Source organism: Streptomyces venezuelae, assembly GCF_008642375.1.
In the GTDB taxonomy this organism is placed as follows: domain Bacteria; phylum Actinomycetota; class Actinomycetes; order Streptomycetales; family Streptomycetaceae; genus Streptomyces; species Streptomyces venezuelae_G.
Map to the genome: position 1 here is coordinate 3,295,506 of NZ_CP029194.1, position 16,251 is coordinate 3,311,756.

The following is a 16,251-nucleotide window of genomic DNA, read 5'->3' on the forward strand; positions in this document are numbered from 1 at the left end:
CGAGCGATGAAGGAGCCGTTGTGATCAAGGTCGTACGAGGAAACCCGACGCCCGAGGAGCTGGCCGCCGCACTGGCGGTGGTCCAGGCCCGGGCCGCGGCCACGGCGGCGGCGTCCGCCGAGGGCGGCGGCCCGGCCGTTCCGGAAGGGTGGTCGGATCCCTCGCGGATCGCACGTTCCGTACGGCACCGGCCGGGCCCCAGGGCCTGGGCCAGGTCGTACTGGCCCGTGTAGCCGCCGGACGCCGGAAGGCCGGACCCCGTGTGCGGGGGGTCCGGCCTTTCGCATGCCCACGGCCTTTTCGCGGGTCCTCCCGGTGACGGGCGCTCACGTACGGCGGAGGAAGACGCCGGCGAGCACGGCTCCGACCGCGACGATCGCGGCGTTGACGAGGACCGCGAGGCCGATGCCGTCGAGGAGGACGGGCGCGGTGACGACGACGGCGCTCATGACCGGCGTGCCCATGGTGATGCCGATCTGCTGGGTCATGGTCGCGAGGCCGGTCGCCATGCCCTGCTCGCCGTCGGGGATGCCCGAGGTGGCGGTGACCATGAAGCCGACGATCGCGAGCATGTTGCCGACGCCGCCGGCGAAGGTCGCGGCGAGCAGCAGCCCGAGGCTGCCGCGGTCGTCGCCGAGCCCGTACAGGGCGAGGGTGGCGGCGGCCTGGAGGAGTCCGCCGGAGACGAGGGCGGCGCGGGCGCCGAAGCGGCCGATGAAGCGGGAGGCGAGGACGCCGCCGAGGATCGTGCCGGCGCCGAGGACGCCGAAGGACAGCCCGGCGGCGAGCGGCGAGAAGCCCAGGACGTCCTGGAGGTACAGCGTCATGAGGAAGACCAGCGAGGTCTCGGTGACGAAGGCGACGAGCCCGGCGAGGTTGCCCCAGACGACGGTGCGGCGCTTCAGGACGTGGACGGGGACGAGCGGTGAGGCGGCGCGTCGTTCGACGAGGACGAAGGCGACGAGGAGGGCTGCTCCGGCGGCGAGGGCGGTGAGCGCCGTGGTGTCGGTCCAGCCGTGCTCGCCGGCGGCCGTGAGGCCGTAGACGAGGGCGAGGAGTCCGCCGGTGACGGTGACCGCGCCGGGGACGTCGAGGCGGGGGCGGACGGCGGGGCGGCTCTCACGGATGACGGCGGGGGCGACGAGGAGGACGGCGAGGGCCACCGGCACGTTGACGAAGAAGGCCCAGCGCCAGGAGAGCAGGTCGGTGAGGACGCCGCCGAGGATCGCGCCGGTGGTGAAGCCCGCGGACATGAGGGCGCCGTTGAGGCCGAGGGCCTTGGCGCGCAGCGGGCCCTCCGGGAAGGAGGCGGTGAGCAGGGAGAGCCCCGCGGGGGTGACGGCGGCCGTGGCGAGGCCCTGGGCGACCCGGGCGGCCATGAGCATCTCCGGGCCGGTGGCGAGGCCTCCGACGAGCGAGGAGACGCCGAGGAGGGCCATGCCGCCGAGGAAGAGGCGGCGGCGGCCGATCAGGTCGGCGACGCGCCCGAAGAGGAGGGTGAATCCGGCGGCGGCGAGGGCGAAGGCGGTGGCGATCCACTGGAGGCCGCCGAGGGTGAAGCCGAGTCCCTGGCCGATGACGGGCAGTGCCACGTTCAGGATCGAGAAGTCGACGGCCAGCATGAACTGGGCGAGGAGGAGCACGACGAGGACGAGCCGCATCCGGCCGGTCATCCGGTGCTCGGCGCGTTCGGTGGGGGTGGGGAGATCCAGGGCGACCATGCGTGACAACCCCTTAATGGGAGGCTGGTTCCGTTAAGATGTCCCGTACCGTAGCAGAGTCGATGGACTTAATGGAACAGGAGACCCGTTTGACTGAGAGCCGACCGGCCTCGCCCGGCACCCTGCGCCCCGGCGGCCGCACCGCGAAGGTCCGCGGGGCCGTCCTCGACGCCACCCGCGACGCCCTCGCGGAGACCGGCTTCCACGCCCTCAACATGGACCGGATCGCCGCGAGCGCCGGCGTCGGCAAGACGACCGTCTACCGCCGCTGGGGCTCCCCCGTCGGCCTCGTCACCGACCTCCTGCACGACATGGCGGAACAGTCCCTGCCCGCCGCCGACACCGGCGGCCTCGCGGGCGACCTGCGGGCCAACGCCGAACTCGTACGGGACACCCTCACCGACCCCCGGATGGGCGCCGTGTTCCACGCGGTCATCGCCGCCGCGGCCTGCGACGAGGAGTGCGCCCGCGCGCTCGCCGGCTTCTACCGGACCCGGCTCGCCGAATGGGCCCCGGTCGTCGCCAGAGGCGCGGAACGCGGCGAGATCCCGGCGGGGACGGACCCGGTGGAGCTGCTCCGCGCCGTCTCCGCGCCGCTCTACTACCGCTTCGCCGTCACCCACGAGGAGCTCGACGGGGACGTGGCGGAACGGGCCGCCGAGGCGGCGCTCGCGGCGGCGCGCGCCGGGGTGTTCGCCCGCACGCAGGGCCTGTCCGGAGGCCCCGCGGGGCAGGAATAGTCCTTCGGCACGGGGGCGCTTGAGTATCCGTACTCAGGCGCCCCGCGCGCCCCGCCCGGAGGATCGGAGCATGCTGTGGTCCGACCCGAAGAACGAGCCGCCGAGGTTCCTGCGCGAGATGCAGAAGATGCTCCGTCGCGCGGGCGTCATCCTCGCGCTGGCGATGGTGGTGGAGATGATCGTGGTCAGCGCGAAGTGAGCACGGTACTGACTACGCTGACCCCATGACTGCTGAACCGCGCCGCGTCGTCCTCGCCTCCGCCTCCCCCGCCCGGCTCGGGCTGCTCCGGCAGGCCGGGATCACCCCCGAGGTGATCGTGAGCGGCGTCGACGAGGACAAGGTCCAGGCGCCGACCCCGGCCGAGCTCGCGCTCGCCCTCGCCGAGGCCAAGGCCGCCCATGTGGCCGCCCGGCCCGAGGTGTTCGGCGCGCTCGTCATCGGCTGCGACTCGGTCCTGGAGCTCGACAAGAAGGCTCTCGGCAAGCCGGCCGACGCCGCGGAGGCCACCGCCCGCTGGAAGGCCATGCGCGGCCGGACCGGCATCCTCCAGACCGGCCACTGCGTGTACGACACGGCCGCGAAGCGCTACGAATCGGCGACGGCCTCCACCGTCGTCCGCTTCGGCGAGCCGACGGACGCGGAGATCGCCGCGTACGTGGCGAGCGGCGAACCGCTGCACGTGGCGGGCGCCTTCACCCTGGACGGGCGCTCGGCGCCGTTCATCGACGGCATCGACGGGGACCCGGGCAATGTGATCGGCCTGTCGCTGCCGCTCCTGCGCACACTGCTCCGCAAGCTGGACGTCGAGATCACCGACCTCTGGAGCTGACGCTTCGGGACTCAGGCGGCGGCCGGCGCCTCCTCGGGGGCGCCGGCACCCTCGCCGTCCGTCTTCCCGTACGCCACCAGGGTGAGAACGACGAGTCCGACGACGGTCATCAGGAAGGCGAACGCGCCCCAGCCGATCAGCCCGACGGCGACCGCGCCGAGGATGCCGTGCACGACCGCGCAGCCGATGAGCAGCCCCCGGCCCGCGCGGCCCGGGCGCCGGTCGCGGATGCCCGCCACGAGGGCGACGAGGCCACAGAGGACGAGCGCGACGCCGGAGCCGATGCCGAGGCCCCAGGTGCCGGCGACCATGGCGTCGGGGTCCATCCCGTCGAGGGACATCGACTGGGCCTCCACGAAGCCCGCCATGACACCGTTGATCGCGACGATGCCGGGCGCTTCGAGGAAGAGCACCGCCGCCGTGACGAGAGCTATCGGTCTGCGGGCCACCTCGGCCACCCCCTGAAATTCGCCTGTTACCGACAGTACGATCGACTGCGCGAAGGCTACTGGCCGGTAAACCCCCGGACAAGAGTTCGCACACGGACGGCGGCGGCCCGCCCCTCGGCAAAGAATCACCGGGCCATTCGTAGAGACCCGACAAAGAAACCCGAATGGCGACTGGCCGCACGAACAGAGACCTGCGCCACACCTCGGAGCTACTGTGCCGTAAAGGAACCCTGCGTACCGTGGTGCGACAAGGGAATTCACGACCCGAGCAGGCCCGGGGTCACGCTCCGTGTGGGCAAGCTCACCACTGGGGACGGGTCGAAAGGCCGTGTCGGCAGTCCCTAAACTCAGCTTGTTTCAAGGAGAGGGAGCCATCGTGCGCAAGGTGCTCATCGCCAACCGTGGCGAAATCGCTGTCCGTGTGGCCCGGGCGTGCCGGGACGCCGGTATCGGCAGCGTGGCCGTGTACGCCGACCCGGACCGGGACGCTCTGCACGTCCGGGCGGCTGACGAGGCGTTCGCTCTGGGCGGTGACACCCCGGCGACCAGCTATCTGGACATGACCAAGGTCTTGCAGGCCGCGAAGGACTCGGGCGCGGACGCCGTCCACCCCGGCTACGGCTTCCTTTCCGAGAACGCCGAGTTCGCGCAGGCCGTCCTGGACGCGGGCCTCATCTGGATCGGCCCGCCGCCGCAGGCGATCCGCGACCTGGGCGACAAGGTGGCGGCCCGTCACATCGCGCAGCGCGCGGGCGCCCCGCTGGTCGCCGGCACCCCCGACCCGGTCTCGGGCGCCGAGGAGGTCGTGGCGTTCGCGCAGGAGCACGGGCTGCCGATCGCGATCAAGGCCGCCTTCGGTGGCGGCGGTCGTGGCCTGAAGGTCGCGCGGACCCTGGAAGAGGTCCCCGAGCTCTACGACTCCGCCGTCCGCGAGGCCGTCGCGGCCTTCGGCCGTGGCGAGTGCTTCGTGGAGCGCTACCTCGACAAGCCCCGGCACGTCGAGACCCAGTGCCTCGCCGACACCCACGGCAACGTGGTCGTCGTCTCGACCCGTGACTGCTCGCTGCAGCGCCGCCACCAGAAGCTCGTCGAGGAGGCCCCCGCGCCCTTCCTGACGGAGGCACAGAACGCCGAACTGTACGCGGCGTCGAAGGCGATCCTGAAGGAGGCCGGCTACGTCGGCGCCGGCACGGTCGAGTTCCTCGTCGGCCTCGACGGCACGATCTCCTTCCTGGAGGTCAACACCCGCCTCCAGGTCGAGCACCCGGTCACCGAAGAGGTCACCGGCATCGACCTGGTCCGCGAGATGTTCCGGATCGCCGACGGCGAGGAGCTCGGCTACGGCGACCCGGCGGTCCGCGGTCACTCCTTCGAGTTCCGTATCAACGGCGAGGACCCGGGCCGCGGCTTCCTGCCGGCCCCCGGCACCGTCACCGTCTTCGACGCCCCCTCGGGCCCCGGTGTCCGCCTGGACGCGGGCGTCGAGTCCGGCTCCGTCATCGGCCCGGCCTGGGACTCGCTCCTGGCCAAGCTGATCGTCACCGGCGCCACCCGCGAGCAGGCGCTCCAGCGCGCCGCCCGCGCCCTGGCCGAGTTCAAGGTGGAGGGCATGGCCACCGCCATCCCGTTCCACCAGGCCGTCGTCGTCGACCCGGCGTTCACCGCGGACCCGTTCCGCGTCCACACCCGGTGGATCGAGACCGAGTTCGTCAACGAGATCAAGCCGTTCGCGCCGGCCGGTGCCGACGCGGACGAGGACGAGTCGGGCCGCGAGACGATCGTCGTCGAGGTCGGCGGCAAGCGCCTCGAGGTCTCCCTGCCGTCCTCGCTCGGCATGACGCTGGCCCGCACCGGGCTCGCGGCGGGTGCCAAGCCGAAGCGCCGGGCGGCGAAGAAGTCCGGCCCGACCGCCTCGGGCGACACCCTCGCCTCCCCGATGCAGGGCACGATCGTCAAGGTCGCGGTCGAGGAGGGCCAGGAGGTCAAGGAGGGCGACCTCATCGTCGTCCTGGAGGCCATGAAGATGGAGCAGCCGCTCAACGCCCACCGCTCCGGCACCGTCAAGGGCCTGAGCGCCGAGGTCGGCGCCTCGGTCACCTCCGGCGCCACCATCTGCGACATCAAGGACTGACCGTCGCGGCACGTACCGTGTGAAGGGCCCGCAGGCAGCAGCCTGCGGGCCCTTCCGTCGATCCCCTGAGGGAGGGACCCCACGTCATGCGAGCCGACGCGCGGCGCAACCACGAGCGGCTGCTCACGGAGGCCAGGGCCGTCTTCGCCGAGCAGGGCACGGACGCGCCCCTGGAGGAGATCGCCCGGCGCGCGGGCGTCGGGATCGGGACCCTCTACCGCCACTTCCCCACCCGGGCCGCGCTGCTGACCGCCGTCTTCCAGGAGGCCCTGGCGGCGCTCCTGCACCGCTCGCACGAGCTGGCGGAGGCGGCCGAGCCGTGCCGGGCGCTGGTGGACTGGCTGCGGGCCCTGATCGCCCACGCGGGCGAGTACCGGGGGCTCGCGCACGCGCTGATGTCGGCCTCGTACGACCGGAGTTCGGCGCTCGCCTCGTGCAGCCTGCCGCTGCGCGACGCGGGCGAGGCGCTGCTCGGGCGCGCCCAGGAGGCGGGTCAGGTACGGGCCGGCGTGTCGATCGGCGACCTGATGCAGCTCACCAACGCGATCGCGCTGGCGGCGGAACAGTGCCCGGAGGACGCGGAGCTGGCGGACCGCCTGCTGGCGCTGACCCTGCGGGGACTCAAGACTGACGTCCGCGGCCGTGGGACCCCTGGGGGAGGGCCCCTCGCGACGCGGTGCTGTGCTGTGTCGTGCTGTTCTGTGCTGAGCGGTGCTGTGCCGTGAACTGCGCTTTCAGCGGCGGCGCATGTCCGCGACCCGGGCCGTGCGCTCCAGCGTCTCCGCCGCCATCCCCCCGCCGGGCCCGCGGAACTGACCGGCCGCCATCCGTCCGCGCTGGACGGGAAGCGGCATGTCACGGCGGGGCCGGACGCCCGGGGGGTGGTGCTGCTCACCGCCGGTGGCACCAGGCCCCGTGCCCGTACCCGCGACGGCGATCTGCACGCCCTGGTCGGCGAGGGCCTGGAGCTCGGAGGCGGCCCGCTCGTCATGTGCCGGGGGCTCGTCGGTCACCAGGCGGGTGATCACGTCCGTCGGCACCGTCTGGAACATGGTGTCGGCGCCGAGCTTGGTGTGGTCGGCGAGGACCACGACCTCCGCCGCCGCCTGCACGAGGGCCCGGTCCACGCTCGCGGAGAGCATGTTGGACGTGGAGAGCCCGCGCTCGGCGGTGAGCCCGCTCCCGGAGAGGAAGGCCCGGGAGACCCGCAGCCCCTGGAGCGACTGCTCGGCCCCGCTGCCCACGAGGGCGTAGTTGGAGCCGCGCAGGGTGCCGCCGGTCATGACGACCTCGACCCGGTTGGCATGGGCCAGGGCCTGGGCGACGAGCAGCGAGTTGGTGACGACGGTCAGACCGGGCACGCGGGCGAGCCGGCGGGCCAGCTCCTGCGTGGTCGTCCCGGCACCGACGACGATGGCCTCGCCCTCTTCGACGAGGCTCGCGGCGACGTCGGCGATGGCCGTCTTCTCCGCCGTGGCGAGATGGGATTTCTGCGGGAAGCCGGATTCTCGCGTGAATCCGCCCGGCAACACCGCACCGCCGTGGCGGCGGTCGAGGAGTCCTTCTGCCTCGAGTGCCCGTACGTCCCTCCGTACGGTCACCTCCGAGGTCTGGACGACGCGGGCGAGCTCGCGGAGCGACACGGCCCCATTGGCTCGCACCATTTCGAGGATCAACTGGCGACGTTCTGCAGCGAACACGAAACTGACAGTAACGTGAGCGGCCGATACTTTTCAGCAGTATGCGCCGAATTGCAGAAGATGCGCACAGACGGGGCCTCCAAGTGGTATGGGAGGCCCCGTCGTTGCTCGGCTCTGCGCCAGGTCTATGCCCCGGCTTGCCGGGGGTTGTCCGAGTCGGCGAACCGTTCCCGCAGGCGGGAGCGGTTCCCGGTCGGGGGTGTGGCCGGGGTGTTACGCCTCGCCCGCCGACTTTCGGGTGTGCAACTGCCGTGCCACTTCTGCGATCGAGCCCGACAGGGAGGGGTACACGGTGAAAGCATTTGCGATCTGTTCGACCGTCAGATTGTTGTCGACCGCGATCGAGATCGGGTGAATCAGCTCGCTCGCCCTCGGGGCGACGACACAGCCGCCGACCACGATGCCGGTGCCGGGACGGGCGAAGAGCTTCACGAAGCCGTCCCGGATGCCCTGCATCTTCGCGCGGGGGTTGCGCAGCAGCGGCAGCTTGACGACCTTGGCGTCGATCTTGCCCGCGTCCACGTCGGCCTGCGTGTAGCCGACGGTGGCGATCTCGGGGTCCGTGAAGACGTTGGAGGAGACCGTCTTCAGGTTGAGCGGGGTCACCGCGTCGCCGAGGAAGTGGTACATCGCGATACGGCCCTGCATGGCGGCGACCGAGGCGAGCGCGAAGACACCGGTGACGTCACCGGCCGCGTAGATGCCGGGGGCGCTCGTACGGGAGACCCGGTCGGTCCAGATGTGACCGGAGTCCTTCAGCTTGACGCCGGCCTCCTCCAGGCCCATTCCGGCCGAGTTCGGGATCGCGCCGACGGCCATGAGGCAGTGGGTGCCGGAGATGACGCGGCCGTCCGCGAGGGTGACCTCGACCCGGTCGCCGACCCGCTTGGCGGACTCGGCGCGCGAGCGGGCCATGACGTTCATGCCGCGGCGGCGGAAGACGTCCTCCAGGACCGCGGCGGCGTCCGGGTCCTCGCCGGGCAGGACGCGGTCGCGGGAGGAGACGAGGGTGACCCGGGAGCCGAGGGCCTGGTAGGCGCCGGCGAACTCGGCGCCGGTGACGCCGGAACCGACCACGATGAGCTCCTCGGGGAGCTCCTTGAGGTCGTAGACCTGCGTCCAGTTGAGGATGCGCTCGCCGTCCGGCTTGGCGTCCGGCACCTCGCGCGGGTGGCCGCCGGTCGCGATCAGCACGGCGTCCGCGGTGAGCGTCTCCTCCGTGCCGTCGGCGGCGGTGACGACCACCTGGCGGGAGCCGTCCACGGCCTGCCGGCCGGAGAGCCGGCCACGGCCGCGCAGCACCCGGGCGCCCGCCCGGGTGACGGAGGCGGTGATGTCGTGCGACTGGGCGAGCGCGAGGCGCTTCACCCGTCGGTTGACCTTGCCGAGGTCCACGCCGACGACGCGGGCGGCCTGCTCCACGTGCGGGGTGTCGTCCGCGACGATGATGCCGAGCTCCTCGTAGGAGGAGTCGAAGGTGGTCATCACCTCCGCCGTGGCGATCAGCGTCTTCGAGGGAACACAGTCGGTCAGGACGGACGCGCCGCCGAGGCCGTCGCAGTCCACGACGGTCACCTCCGCGCCGAGTTGGGCGCCCACCAGGGCCGCCTCGTATCCGCCGGGTCCGCCACCGATGATCACGATCCGGGTCACTGGGATCTACGCCTCGCGTCTCGTTCTGCCGGGGGGTCCCCCCGCTGGGGTGCAGTGCGTACGCCATTGTCCCGCACGCTTCAAGTGCGTACCCCATTCTCCCGCACGCCCGGCGCGGTCTCGCGCCGGGGCTCCGTAGGCGGCGCGCCGGGGCGCGACCGGGCTCGCGACGGCCGCCGCCCCGGAGTACGGCCGGGCTCGTGACGGCCGCCGCCCCGCGGTACGGCCGGGGTCCCCCGGCCCGCACGGCGGAGTCCCCCGGACACCCCGCCCGCTCCCGTACTCTCGGTGCCATGTCGCTCTACGCCGCTTTCGCCGGCAACCTCGACGCGCGGCTGATGAGCCGCCGCGCACCGCACTCCCCGCTGCGCGGCACCGGCTGGCTCAACGGCTGGCGGCTGACCTTCGGCGGCGAGCAGATGGGCTGGGAGGGCGCGCTGGCCACGATCGTGGAGGCCCCTCGCTCCCAGGTCTTCGTGGCGCTGTACGACATCGCTCCGATGGACGAGGACTCCATGGACCGGTGGGAGGGCGTCGGCCTGGACATCTACCGGCGGATGCGGGTCCGGGTGGACACGCTCGACGGCGAGGAACCCGCCTGGGTGTATGTCCTCAACGGCTACGAGGGCGGGCTGCCGTCCGCGCGGTACCTGGGCGAGATCGCGGACGCGGCCGAGTCGGCGGGCGCGCCGCACGACTACGTGATGGAGTTGCGCAAGCGTCCCTGCTGAGGCACGGACGGGGAGTGTGCGAACGCCCGACGGACGGCGGCGGAGCCTCCTTCGCCCCTTTCGTCGGAAACGACAAGACAACGATCGCATGTCCGTCAGCATCGTCATCTACGCGCGTAGGCAATCTCCGGCTAGGCTTCTGCGGGTAACAAATCCGTCCGGGGCTCCCCTCGGACTCCCCTCCCCGAGGCGAGAGAGTCAGTGAACGCAACTGCCACCCCGTACGAGGCCGCCGAGGCCGCTGCCGCCCGTCTGCGCGAGCTGACCGGTGTCGAGAACCACGACGTCGCTCTGGTCATGGGCTCGGGCTGGGCGCCCGCCGTCGACGCCCTCGGCGCCCCCGAGGCCGAGTTCCCGGTGACCGAGCTCCCCGGCTTCCCGCCGCCGGCCGTCGAGGGCCACGGCGGCAAGGTCCGCTCGTACAAGATCGGTGAGAAGCGCGCGCTGGTCTTCCTCGGCCGCACCCACTTCTACGAGGGCCGCGGCGTCGCGTCCGTCGCCCACGGCGTCCGCACCGCCGTCGCCGCCGGCTGCAAGACGATCGTCCTGACCAACGGCTGCGGCGGCCTCCGCGAGGGCATGCGCCCCGGCCAGCCGGTCCTGATCAGCGACCACATCAACCTGACGGCCGCCTCCCCGATCGTCGGCGCGAACTTCGTGGACCTCACCGACCTGTACTCGCCGCGGCTGCGCGCGCTGTGCAAGGAGGTCGACGAGACCCTGGAGGAGGGCGTCTACGTCCAGTTCCCCGGGCCGCACTACGAGACCCCGGCCGAGATCAACATGGTCCGCGTCATGGGCGGCGACCTCGTCGGCATGTCCACGGTCCTGGAGGCCATCGCGGCGCGCGAGGCCGGCGCCGAGGTCCTGGGCATCTCCCTGGTCACCAACCTGGCGGCGGGGCTCTCGGGCGAGCCGCTGAACCACGAGGAGGTCCTCCAGGCGGGCCGCGACTCGGCCGCGCGGATGGGTGAGCTGCTCACCCGGGTGCTCGACCGGATCTGAGCCTCCCCGAACTGGGACTCCGCCCCAGACCCCGGTCCCCGAACGCCGGACGGGCTGATATTCAGCCCCGTCGGCGTTTGAGGCGCGGGGGTCCGGGGGCAGAGCCCCCGGTTTCGGGAAGGGGCGGGGTGGGGGAAGGCTCCGCGCAGCGGCCCACCCCCCGCACCCACACCCGCCCCACCCCTCCCGTACCACCCGAAAGGCACACCGTGACGCAGGACGACCTCCTCGCCCGGGCCCAGGCCTGGCTCGCCGAGGACCCCGACCAGGAGACCCGCGAGGAGCTCGCGCAGCTCATCGACGCGGGCGCGACCGACGAGCTCGCCGCCCGTTTCAGCGGCACCCTCCAGTTCGGCACCGCCGGCCTCCGCGGCGAGATCGGCGCCGGGCCCATGCGGATGAACCGCTCGGTCGTGATCCGCGCCGCCGCCGGCCTCGCCGCGTACCTCAAGGCCAAGGGCCAGGAGGGCGGCCTCGTCGTGATCGGCTACGACGCCCGCTACAAGTCGGCCGACTTCGCCCGCGACACCGCAGCCGTGATGATCGGCGCAGGGCTCCGCGCGGCCGTCCTCCCCCGCCCGCTGCCGACGCCCGTCCTCGCGTACGCCATAAGGCACCTGGGCGCCGTCGCCGGCGTCGAGGTGACCGCGAGCCACAACCCGCCCCGCGACAACGGCTACAAGGTCTACCTGGGCGACGGCTCGCAGATCGTGCCGCCCGCCGACGCGGAGATCGCCGCCGAGATCGACGCGGTCCGCTCGCTGAACGACGTGCCCCGCCCGGAGACCGGCTGGGAGACCCTCGGCGACGAGGTCCTGGAGGCCTACCTGGCCCGTACGGACGCCGTCCTGACCCCCGGCTCGCCCCGTACCGCGCGGACCGTCTACACGGCCATGCACGGCGTCGGCAAGGACGTCCTGACGGCGGCCTTCGCCCGGGCCGGCTTCCCGCCGCCCGCGCTCGTCGCCGCGCAGGCCGAGCCCGACCCGGCGTTCCCGACGGTCGCCTTCCCGAACCCGGAGGAGCCGGGTGCCATGGACCTCGCCTTCGAGGCGGCCCGGGCCGTGGACCCCGACCTGGTCATCGCGAACGACCCCGACGCCGACCGCTGCGCGGTGGCCGTGCCGGACGCCTCCGTCGAGGGCGGCTGGCGCATGCTCCGCGGCGACGAGGTGGGCGCGCTGCTCGCCGCGCACCTCGTGCACAAGGGCGCGACCGGCGTGTTCGCCGAGTCGATCGTGTCGTCCTCGCTGCTCGGCCGGATCGCCGAGGCGGCCGGGGTCGGCTACGAGGAGACGCTGACCGGCTTCAAGTGGATCGCGCGCGTCGACGGGCTGCGGTACGGCTACGAGGAGGCGCTCGGCTACTGCGTCGACCCGGAGGGCGTCCGCGACAAGGACGGCATCACGGCCGCGCTGCTCGTCGTGGAGCTGGCCTCGGTCCTCAAGGAGAAGGACCGGACCCTCCTGGACCTGCTCGACGACCTGGCGGTGGCCCACGGGCTGCACGCCACCGACCAGCTGTCCGTGCGGGTCGAGGACCTGAGCATCATCGCGAACGCCATGACGGCGCTGCGCGAGCGCCCGCCGGTCTCCCTCGCCGGTCTGACCGTCGTCTCGGCGGAGGACCTGACGAAGGGCACGGAGTCGCTCCCGCCGACGGACGGGCTGCGCTACCACCTGGAGGGCGACTACAAGGCCCGGGTGATCGTCCGCCCGAGCGGCACCGAGCCCAAGCTCAAGTGCTACCTGGAGGTCGTGGTGCCGGTCGCCGCCGCGGTCGACCTGGCCCCGGCACGGACGACGGCCCACGAGGTGCTGGTCGCGATCAAGCGGGACCTGAGCGCGGCCGCGGGGCTCTGACCCCGAACCGAACGGAGAGGGCCGGTGCGGAAGCGATTCCGCACCGGCCCTCTCGTCTGTGCGCGGGGCGGGTCAGCCCGTCGCGAGGAGGATCACGAAGAGCAGCAGTCCGGCGGCCGCGGGCCCGATGATCTCGTACGCCCAGCGCACCCGCGGCTCGCCCTGCGCGCCGGGGGTGCCGGCGCGCAGCTCGGCGAGCTCGCGCAGTTCGGCGACGGTCTGGTCGGTCGGTGCGCTCCGGGACGCGCGGTCCTGCACGTCGGCGGTGACGGAGGTACGGCCGTGGGGGTCGCCCTGCCCGTCGCGCGCGGCGCGGCGCGCCGCCCTCTTCCGCTGTCGCAGCGAGACGGGGACGGCCCACAGCTGGTACTTGGAACCGTCCTGGGTGAAGACCTCGCTGGAGTACCCGGCGCGGATGTCGGCGACCGAGGCCCAGGGCAGCGTGATCGACCGGAACGGGTTGCGGATGCGGAGCCGGTTGTCGTTGGCGTACACCGCGGGCCGGATCGTGAAGGCGACGATCAGCGGGACGGCGAGGACGAGCCCGGCGAGCGCGAGCCAGGGGGTCCGGCCCTCGCCGCGGATCAGCGCGTCGCCCGCGAAGAGGGCCGCGAGGATCAGCAGGAACACCCCGCCGGCGATGCCGAGGGGCGAGCGGAAGACGCGGTCGGCGAACTGCTGCTCGGCCGGGGCGGGCTCGTCGCCCGTCTCGGGGATCGGCTTCGAGTTCGGCTCGGGGGTCGGCTCAGGGGTCGGCTCGGGGGTCGGCTCCGGGGTCGTCATGCCGCCGATTCTGCCTCAGCCGGGCGGTGAGGGGTCAGGCGGCCCGCGTGGCCACGAGATCCGCGTACAGAATGATGTTGTCGGGCCGGTGGCCGTCGACCAGCTCTCCGCCGCACGTGACGAGGCGCAGCTCGGGGCGCTCGGTGTCGCCGTACACCTTGGCCGTCGGGAAGGTCTTCTTGTCGACCTGCTCCAGCTCCCTGACCCGGAAGACGGCGACCCGGCCGTCCGCACGCGTCACGGCGATCTCGTCGCCGACCCGGACCCGCGAGACGTTCTTCAGTACGGCGGGACCGCGCGCGGTGTCGAAGTGGCCGATGAGGACGGCGGGTCCGGTCTCGCCGGGCGTGACGCCCTTGCCGTACCAGCCGATGCGGTCGGCGTCCTCGACCGAGGGCACCTCGACGGTGCCGTCGCTGTTGAGCCCGAGGCTCAGGATCGGGCCGGTGTCGACCCCGGCGGAGGGCAGCTGGACCCGTACGGGCAGGGAACGGGCCAGCGGGCCGACCGGGGCGGCGCTCGCGGCCGGCGCGGGGGCGGTGGCCTCGACGACACGGGCGGGGTGGGTGGCGGCGGGCGCGGGGTCGGCCCCGGCGGAGCAGCCGCTGAGCGCGACCAGGGCGAGGAGGGCGGCGGCGGTACGGATACGGGCGCGGCGACGGTTCACGGCAGGGCTCCGGGCGGACGAGCGGAGGGACGGGGGACGGGGTGTGGCCGGCCGCCGCGCGGGACGCGGCGACCGGCCTGGGGTGGGGTGTGCTCCCGCTCGGGTCAAAGGGCGGGGAACGGGTCGAACAAGGGGTCGGGCGAGGGGTCAGGCGCGGGAGCCGACGGCCCGGCGGCGCAGGACCATGAAGCCGAGGCCCGCGGCGGCGAGGGAGGCCGCACCGGCGCCCGTCGCGTAGAGGGCCGTGGAGCTCGCGGAGGTCTCGGTGCCGAGCTCGGCACCGGCCGCGACGCCGCCGCGCGGGACGACGGAGGTCTGGCCGCCGGTGTTGGCCGTGATGCCCGTGTTGCCGTTGGTGCCGTTGGTGCCGGTGACGGGGGTGCTGGTGCCCTTGACCGGGTTGAGCGTGCAGCCCTTCAGCATCTTCGGGAAGGCGTGCGTGGCGCCCTTGGCCGTGCCGCCCTCGACCTTGGTGTAGAGGGTCGGCGTGGCGCTGAAGGGGTTGTCGATGCGCGCGACGATGCCGGCGCTCTTCGGCAGCGAGGGGTGCTTGCGGTCGAGCGTCGTGTAGACCTGCTTGTCGCTGCCGATGTCGCGGAGGGTGGCGGTCGGGCCGTTCGGGCTCATGGTGAGCTCGGCCTTGGTGCCCGCGCCGATGCCGACCTCGGTGTGGACGGTGCAGGCGTCGTCACGGGTGTACGGCATCGGGGCGGACTGCTTGGCGGCGCCGGGGATGTAGGCGGCGAGGCCGCCGTCCCGCTCCAGGACGACAAGGCCACCGCCGGTGAACCGGTAGACCTGGCGGTCTCCCTTCAGGTAGGAGACGCCGGTGCCGACGCCCAGGCGGATCTCCTGGATGCCGTAGCGGCCGTCCTTCTTGACGAGCTCCAGGCGGACGCCGTTGGCCAGCTTGTACTGGCCGGGCTTGGCGCCCGGGAGGTAGTTGCCGACCCAGTCGTGGGTGCTGCCGTCGGAGTTGAGGACGAAGAAGGCGCCGTTGTTGTTGGCGGCGACCGACCAGTGGTCGGCGTCGAGCGTGCCGACGCGCTTGCCCTGCTGGTAGAGCTCGGCGCGGTGGTGGCCGTCGGCGACCTTGAAGATCTTGGCCTGGACGCCGTTCGCCAGCTTCACGGTGCGGACGTAGCCGGTCGTGACGAGGAGTCGCGGGGCGGCCTGCCGGGCCGAGCCCGGGATGTAGGCGGCGAGGCCGCCGTCGGGCTCCACGACGATGACGGCGTTGCCGTAGCGGGTGACCTGGCGGGAGCCGTTCACGGCGGCGATGACCTGGCCCCCGGCCTTGAGGAACTGGCGGCCCTCCTGGACCACGAGCTCCACGCGGCTGCCGTTCGCCAGCTCGTACGTGCCCGGGCGGGCGCCGGGGACGTAGTTGCCGCGCCAGGTGTAAGCGTCGCCGTTCGGGAAGAGCGCGAGGAAGGTGCCGTCGTCGTTGCCGGCCACCGCGATGCCGTCGGCGTTCAGGGTGCCGACGCGCTGGCCCTCCTTGTAGAGCTCGGCGCGGAAGTGGGTCGGGTCGACCTTGAAGATCCTGGCCTGTGCGCCGTTCGGGAGGGTCATGGTCCGGACGTAGGTGCCGTTCCCCTCGCCCACCGCCTTCGGGACCTCGGCCGCCGGGGCCGTGCTCGCCGGGGCCGCCTTCGGACCCTCGGTCTCCGGCGCCTCGGCCTCCGGGGCCTCGGTCTTCTTCGGCGTCTCGCTCTCCGGAGCCTCGGTAGTCGGGGCATCGGCCTTCGCAGCCTCGGTGCCTGCCTGCGCCGCCGTGACGGACGGGGCCGTCGCCGGCTTGACGGCCACCGGGCCGTCGGCGGCGAAAGCGGCTCCGGCGGCGAGGGCCGGGGTGATCGCGACACCCGCGACGACGGCGGTGGCGATGGCGGTGCGAAGGGCGGTGCGCATAACGACTCCTGTGATTCAGGTAGGTGGTTGGCGTGAGTCGCATGCCGCTTTTTCTCGGTCCGTCT

Annotated in this window: 16 protein-coding genes; 9 read left to right on the top strand and 7 right to left on the bottom strand. The window is 72.9% G+C overall.

The window, feature by feature from the left end; all coding sequences use genetic code 11:
* The first annotated feature begins 20 nt into the window (after window positions 1-20).
* Complete coding sequence (locus DEJ46_RS14545) at window positions 21-233, top strand: acyl-CoA carboxylase subunit epsilon (RefSeq protein WP_150266697.1); 213 nt, start codon at window positions 21-23, stop codon at window positions 231-233.
* 93 nt (window positions 234-326) lie between these two features.
* Here the strand turns inward: DEJ46_RS14545 and DEJ46_RS14550 are convergent, their stop codons facing one another.
* Complete coding sequence (locus DEJ46_RS14550; RefSeq protein WP_150266699.1) at window positions 327-1,721, bottom strand: MFS transporter; 1,395 nt, start codon at window positions 1,719-1,721, stop codon at window positions 327-329.
* Window positions 1,722-1,792: 71 nt separating this feature from the next.
* Between DEJ46_RS14550 and DEJ46_RS14555 the strand changes: the two genes are divergently transcribed.
* The 3 genes from DEJ46_RS14555 (at window position 1,793) to DEJ46_RS14565 (ending at window position 3,291) form a co-directional block, all read left to right on the top strand.
* Window positions 1,793-2,461, top strand: a complete 669-nt coding sequence (locus DEJ46_RS14555; protein ID WP_190622649.1) for a TetR/AcrR family transcriptional regulator — start codon at window positions 1,793-1,795, stop codon at window positions 2,459-2,461.
* Between the two features lie 70 nt (window positions 2,462-2,531).
* Window positions 2,532-2,660, top strand: a complete 129-nt coding sequence (gene mmpB, locus DEJ46_RS40500) for a morphogenic membrane protein MmpB (protein WP_263411751.1) — start codon at window positions 2,532-2,534, stop codon at window positions 2,658-2,660.
* A gap of 25 nt (window positions 2,661-2,685) precedes the next feature.
* Window positions 2,686-3,291 (top strand): Maf family protein, encoded by a 606-nt coding sequence (locus tag DEJ46_RS14565; RefSeq protein WP_150266704.1) that lies wholly within the window; start codon window positions 2,686-2,688, stop codon window positions 3,289-3,291.
* A gap of 11 nt (window positions 3,292-3,302) precedes the next feature.
* Here DEJ46_RS14565 and DEJ46_RS14570 read toward each other — a convergent pair whose 3' ends face one another.
* On the bottom strand, window positions 3,303-3,740 hold the full coding sequence (locus DEJ46_RS14570) for a hypothetical protein (protein ID WP_190622651.1): 438 nt from the start codon (window positions 3,738-3,740) through the stop codon (window positions 3,303-3,305).
* Window positions 3,741-4,116: 376 nt separating this feature from the next.
* On the opposite strand from DEJ46_RS14570, the gene DEJ46_RS14575 reads away from it, so the two are divergent.
* Together DEJ46_RS14575 and DEJ46_RS14580 are read left to right on the top strand one after the other, a co-directional pair.
* The gene (locus DEJ46_RS14575) at window positions 4,117-5,871 is read left to right on the top strand and encodes an acetyl/propionyl/methylcrotonyl-CoA carboxylase subunit alpha (RefSeq protein ID WP_150266707.1); all 1,755 of its coding nucleotides are present in this window, start codon (window positions 4,117-4,119) and stop codon (window positions 5,869-5,871) included.
* An 86-nt stretch (window positions 5,872-5,957) separates the two neighbouring features.
* Window positions 5,958-6,596: a TetR/AcrR family transcriptional regulator gene (locus tag DEJ46_RS14580; RefSeq protein WP_150266709.1), complete on the top strand. Its 639-nt coding sequence runs from the start codon at window positions 5,958-5,960 to the stop codon at window positions 6,594-6,596.
* Window positions 6,597-6,605: 9 nt separating this feature from the next.
* Here the strand turns inward: DEJ46_RS14580 and DEJ46_RS14585 are convergent, their stop codons facing one another.
* Both DEJ46_RS14585 and DEJ46_RS14590 read right to left on the bottom strand, forming a co-directional pair.
* Complete coding sequence (locus tag DEJ46_RS14585; protein WP_150274435.1) at window positions 6,606-7,535, bottom strand: DeoR/GlpR family DNA-binding transcription regulator; 930 nt, start codon at window positions 7,533-7,535, stop codon at window positions 6,606-6,608.
* Between the two features lie 249 nt (window positions 7,536-7,784).
* Complete coding sequence (locus DEJ46_RS14590; RefSeq protein WP_055641670.1) at window positions 7,785-9,224, bottom strand: NAD(P)H-quinone dehydrogenase; 1,440 nt, start codon at window positions 9,222-9,224, stop codon at window positions 7,785-7,787.
* Window positions 9,225-9,517: 293 nt separating this feature from the next.
* On the opposite strand from DEJ46_RS14590, the gene DEJ46_RS14595 reads away from it, so the two are divergent.
* The 3 genes from DEJ46_RS14595 to DEJ46_RS14605 all read left to right on the top strand — a co-directional run bounded on the left by DEJ46_RS14595 (window position 9,518) and on the right by DEJ46_RS14605 (window position 12,822).
* A complete protein-coding gene (locus DEJ46_RS14595) occupies window positions 9,518-9,955 on the top strand; it encodes a gamma-glutamylcyclotransferase (protein WP_141300266.1) in 438 nt (145 codons plus the stop codon).
* Window positions 9,956-10,156: 201 nt separating this feature from the next.
* The gene (locus tag DEJ46_RS14600) at window positions 10,157-10,960 is read left to right on the top strand and encodes a purine-nucleoside phosphorylase (protein WP_150266711.1); all 804 of its coding nucleotides are present in this window, start codon (window positions 10,157-10,159) and stop codon (window positions 10,958-10,960) included.
* Window positions 10,961-11,169: 209 nt separating this feature from the next.
* Entirely contained in the window at window positions 11,170-12,822 is a 1,653-nt protein-coding gene (locus DEJ46_RS14605) for a phospho-sugar mutase (RefSeq protein ID WP_150266713.1), read from the top strand.
* Between the two features lie 72 nt (window positions 12,823-12,894).
* Here the strand turns inward: DEJ46_RS14605 and DEJ46_RS14610 are convergent, their stop codons facing one another.
* The 3 genes from DEJ46_RS14610 to DEJ46_RS14620 form a co-directional block, all read right to left on the bottom strand.
* Window positions 12,895-13,605, bottom strand: coding sequence for a PH domain-containing protein (locus DEJ46_RS14610; protein ID WP_150266714.1), 711 nt, complete (start codon window positions 13,603-13,605; stop codon window positions 12,895-12,897).
* Between the two features lie 34 nt (window positions 13,606-13,639).
* Window positions 13,640-14,272: a class F sortase gene (locus DEJ46_RS14615; protein ID WP_150266716.1), complete on the bottom strand. Its 633-nt coding sequence runs from the start codon at window positions 14,270-14,272 to the stop codon at window positions 13,640-13,642.
* Window positions 14,273-14,419: 147 nt separating this feature from the next.
* Entirely contained in the window at window positions 14,420-16,186 is a 1,767-nt protein-coding gene (locus DEJ46_RS14620; RefSeq protein ID WP_190622652.1) for a hypothetical protein, read from the bottom strand.
* Window positions 16,187-16,251: the final 65 nt, after the last annotated feature.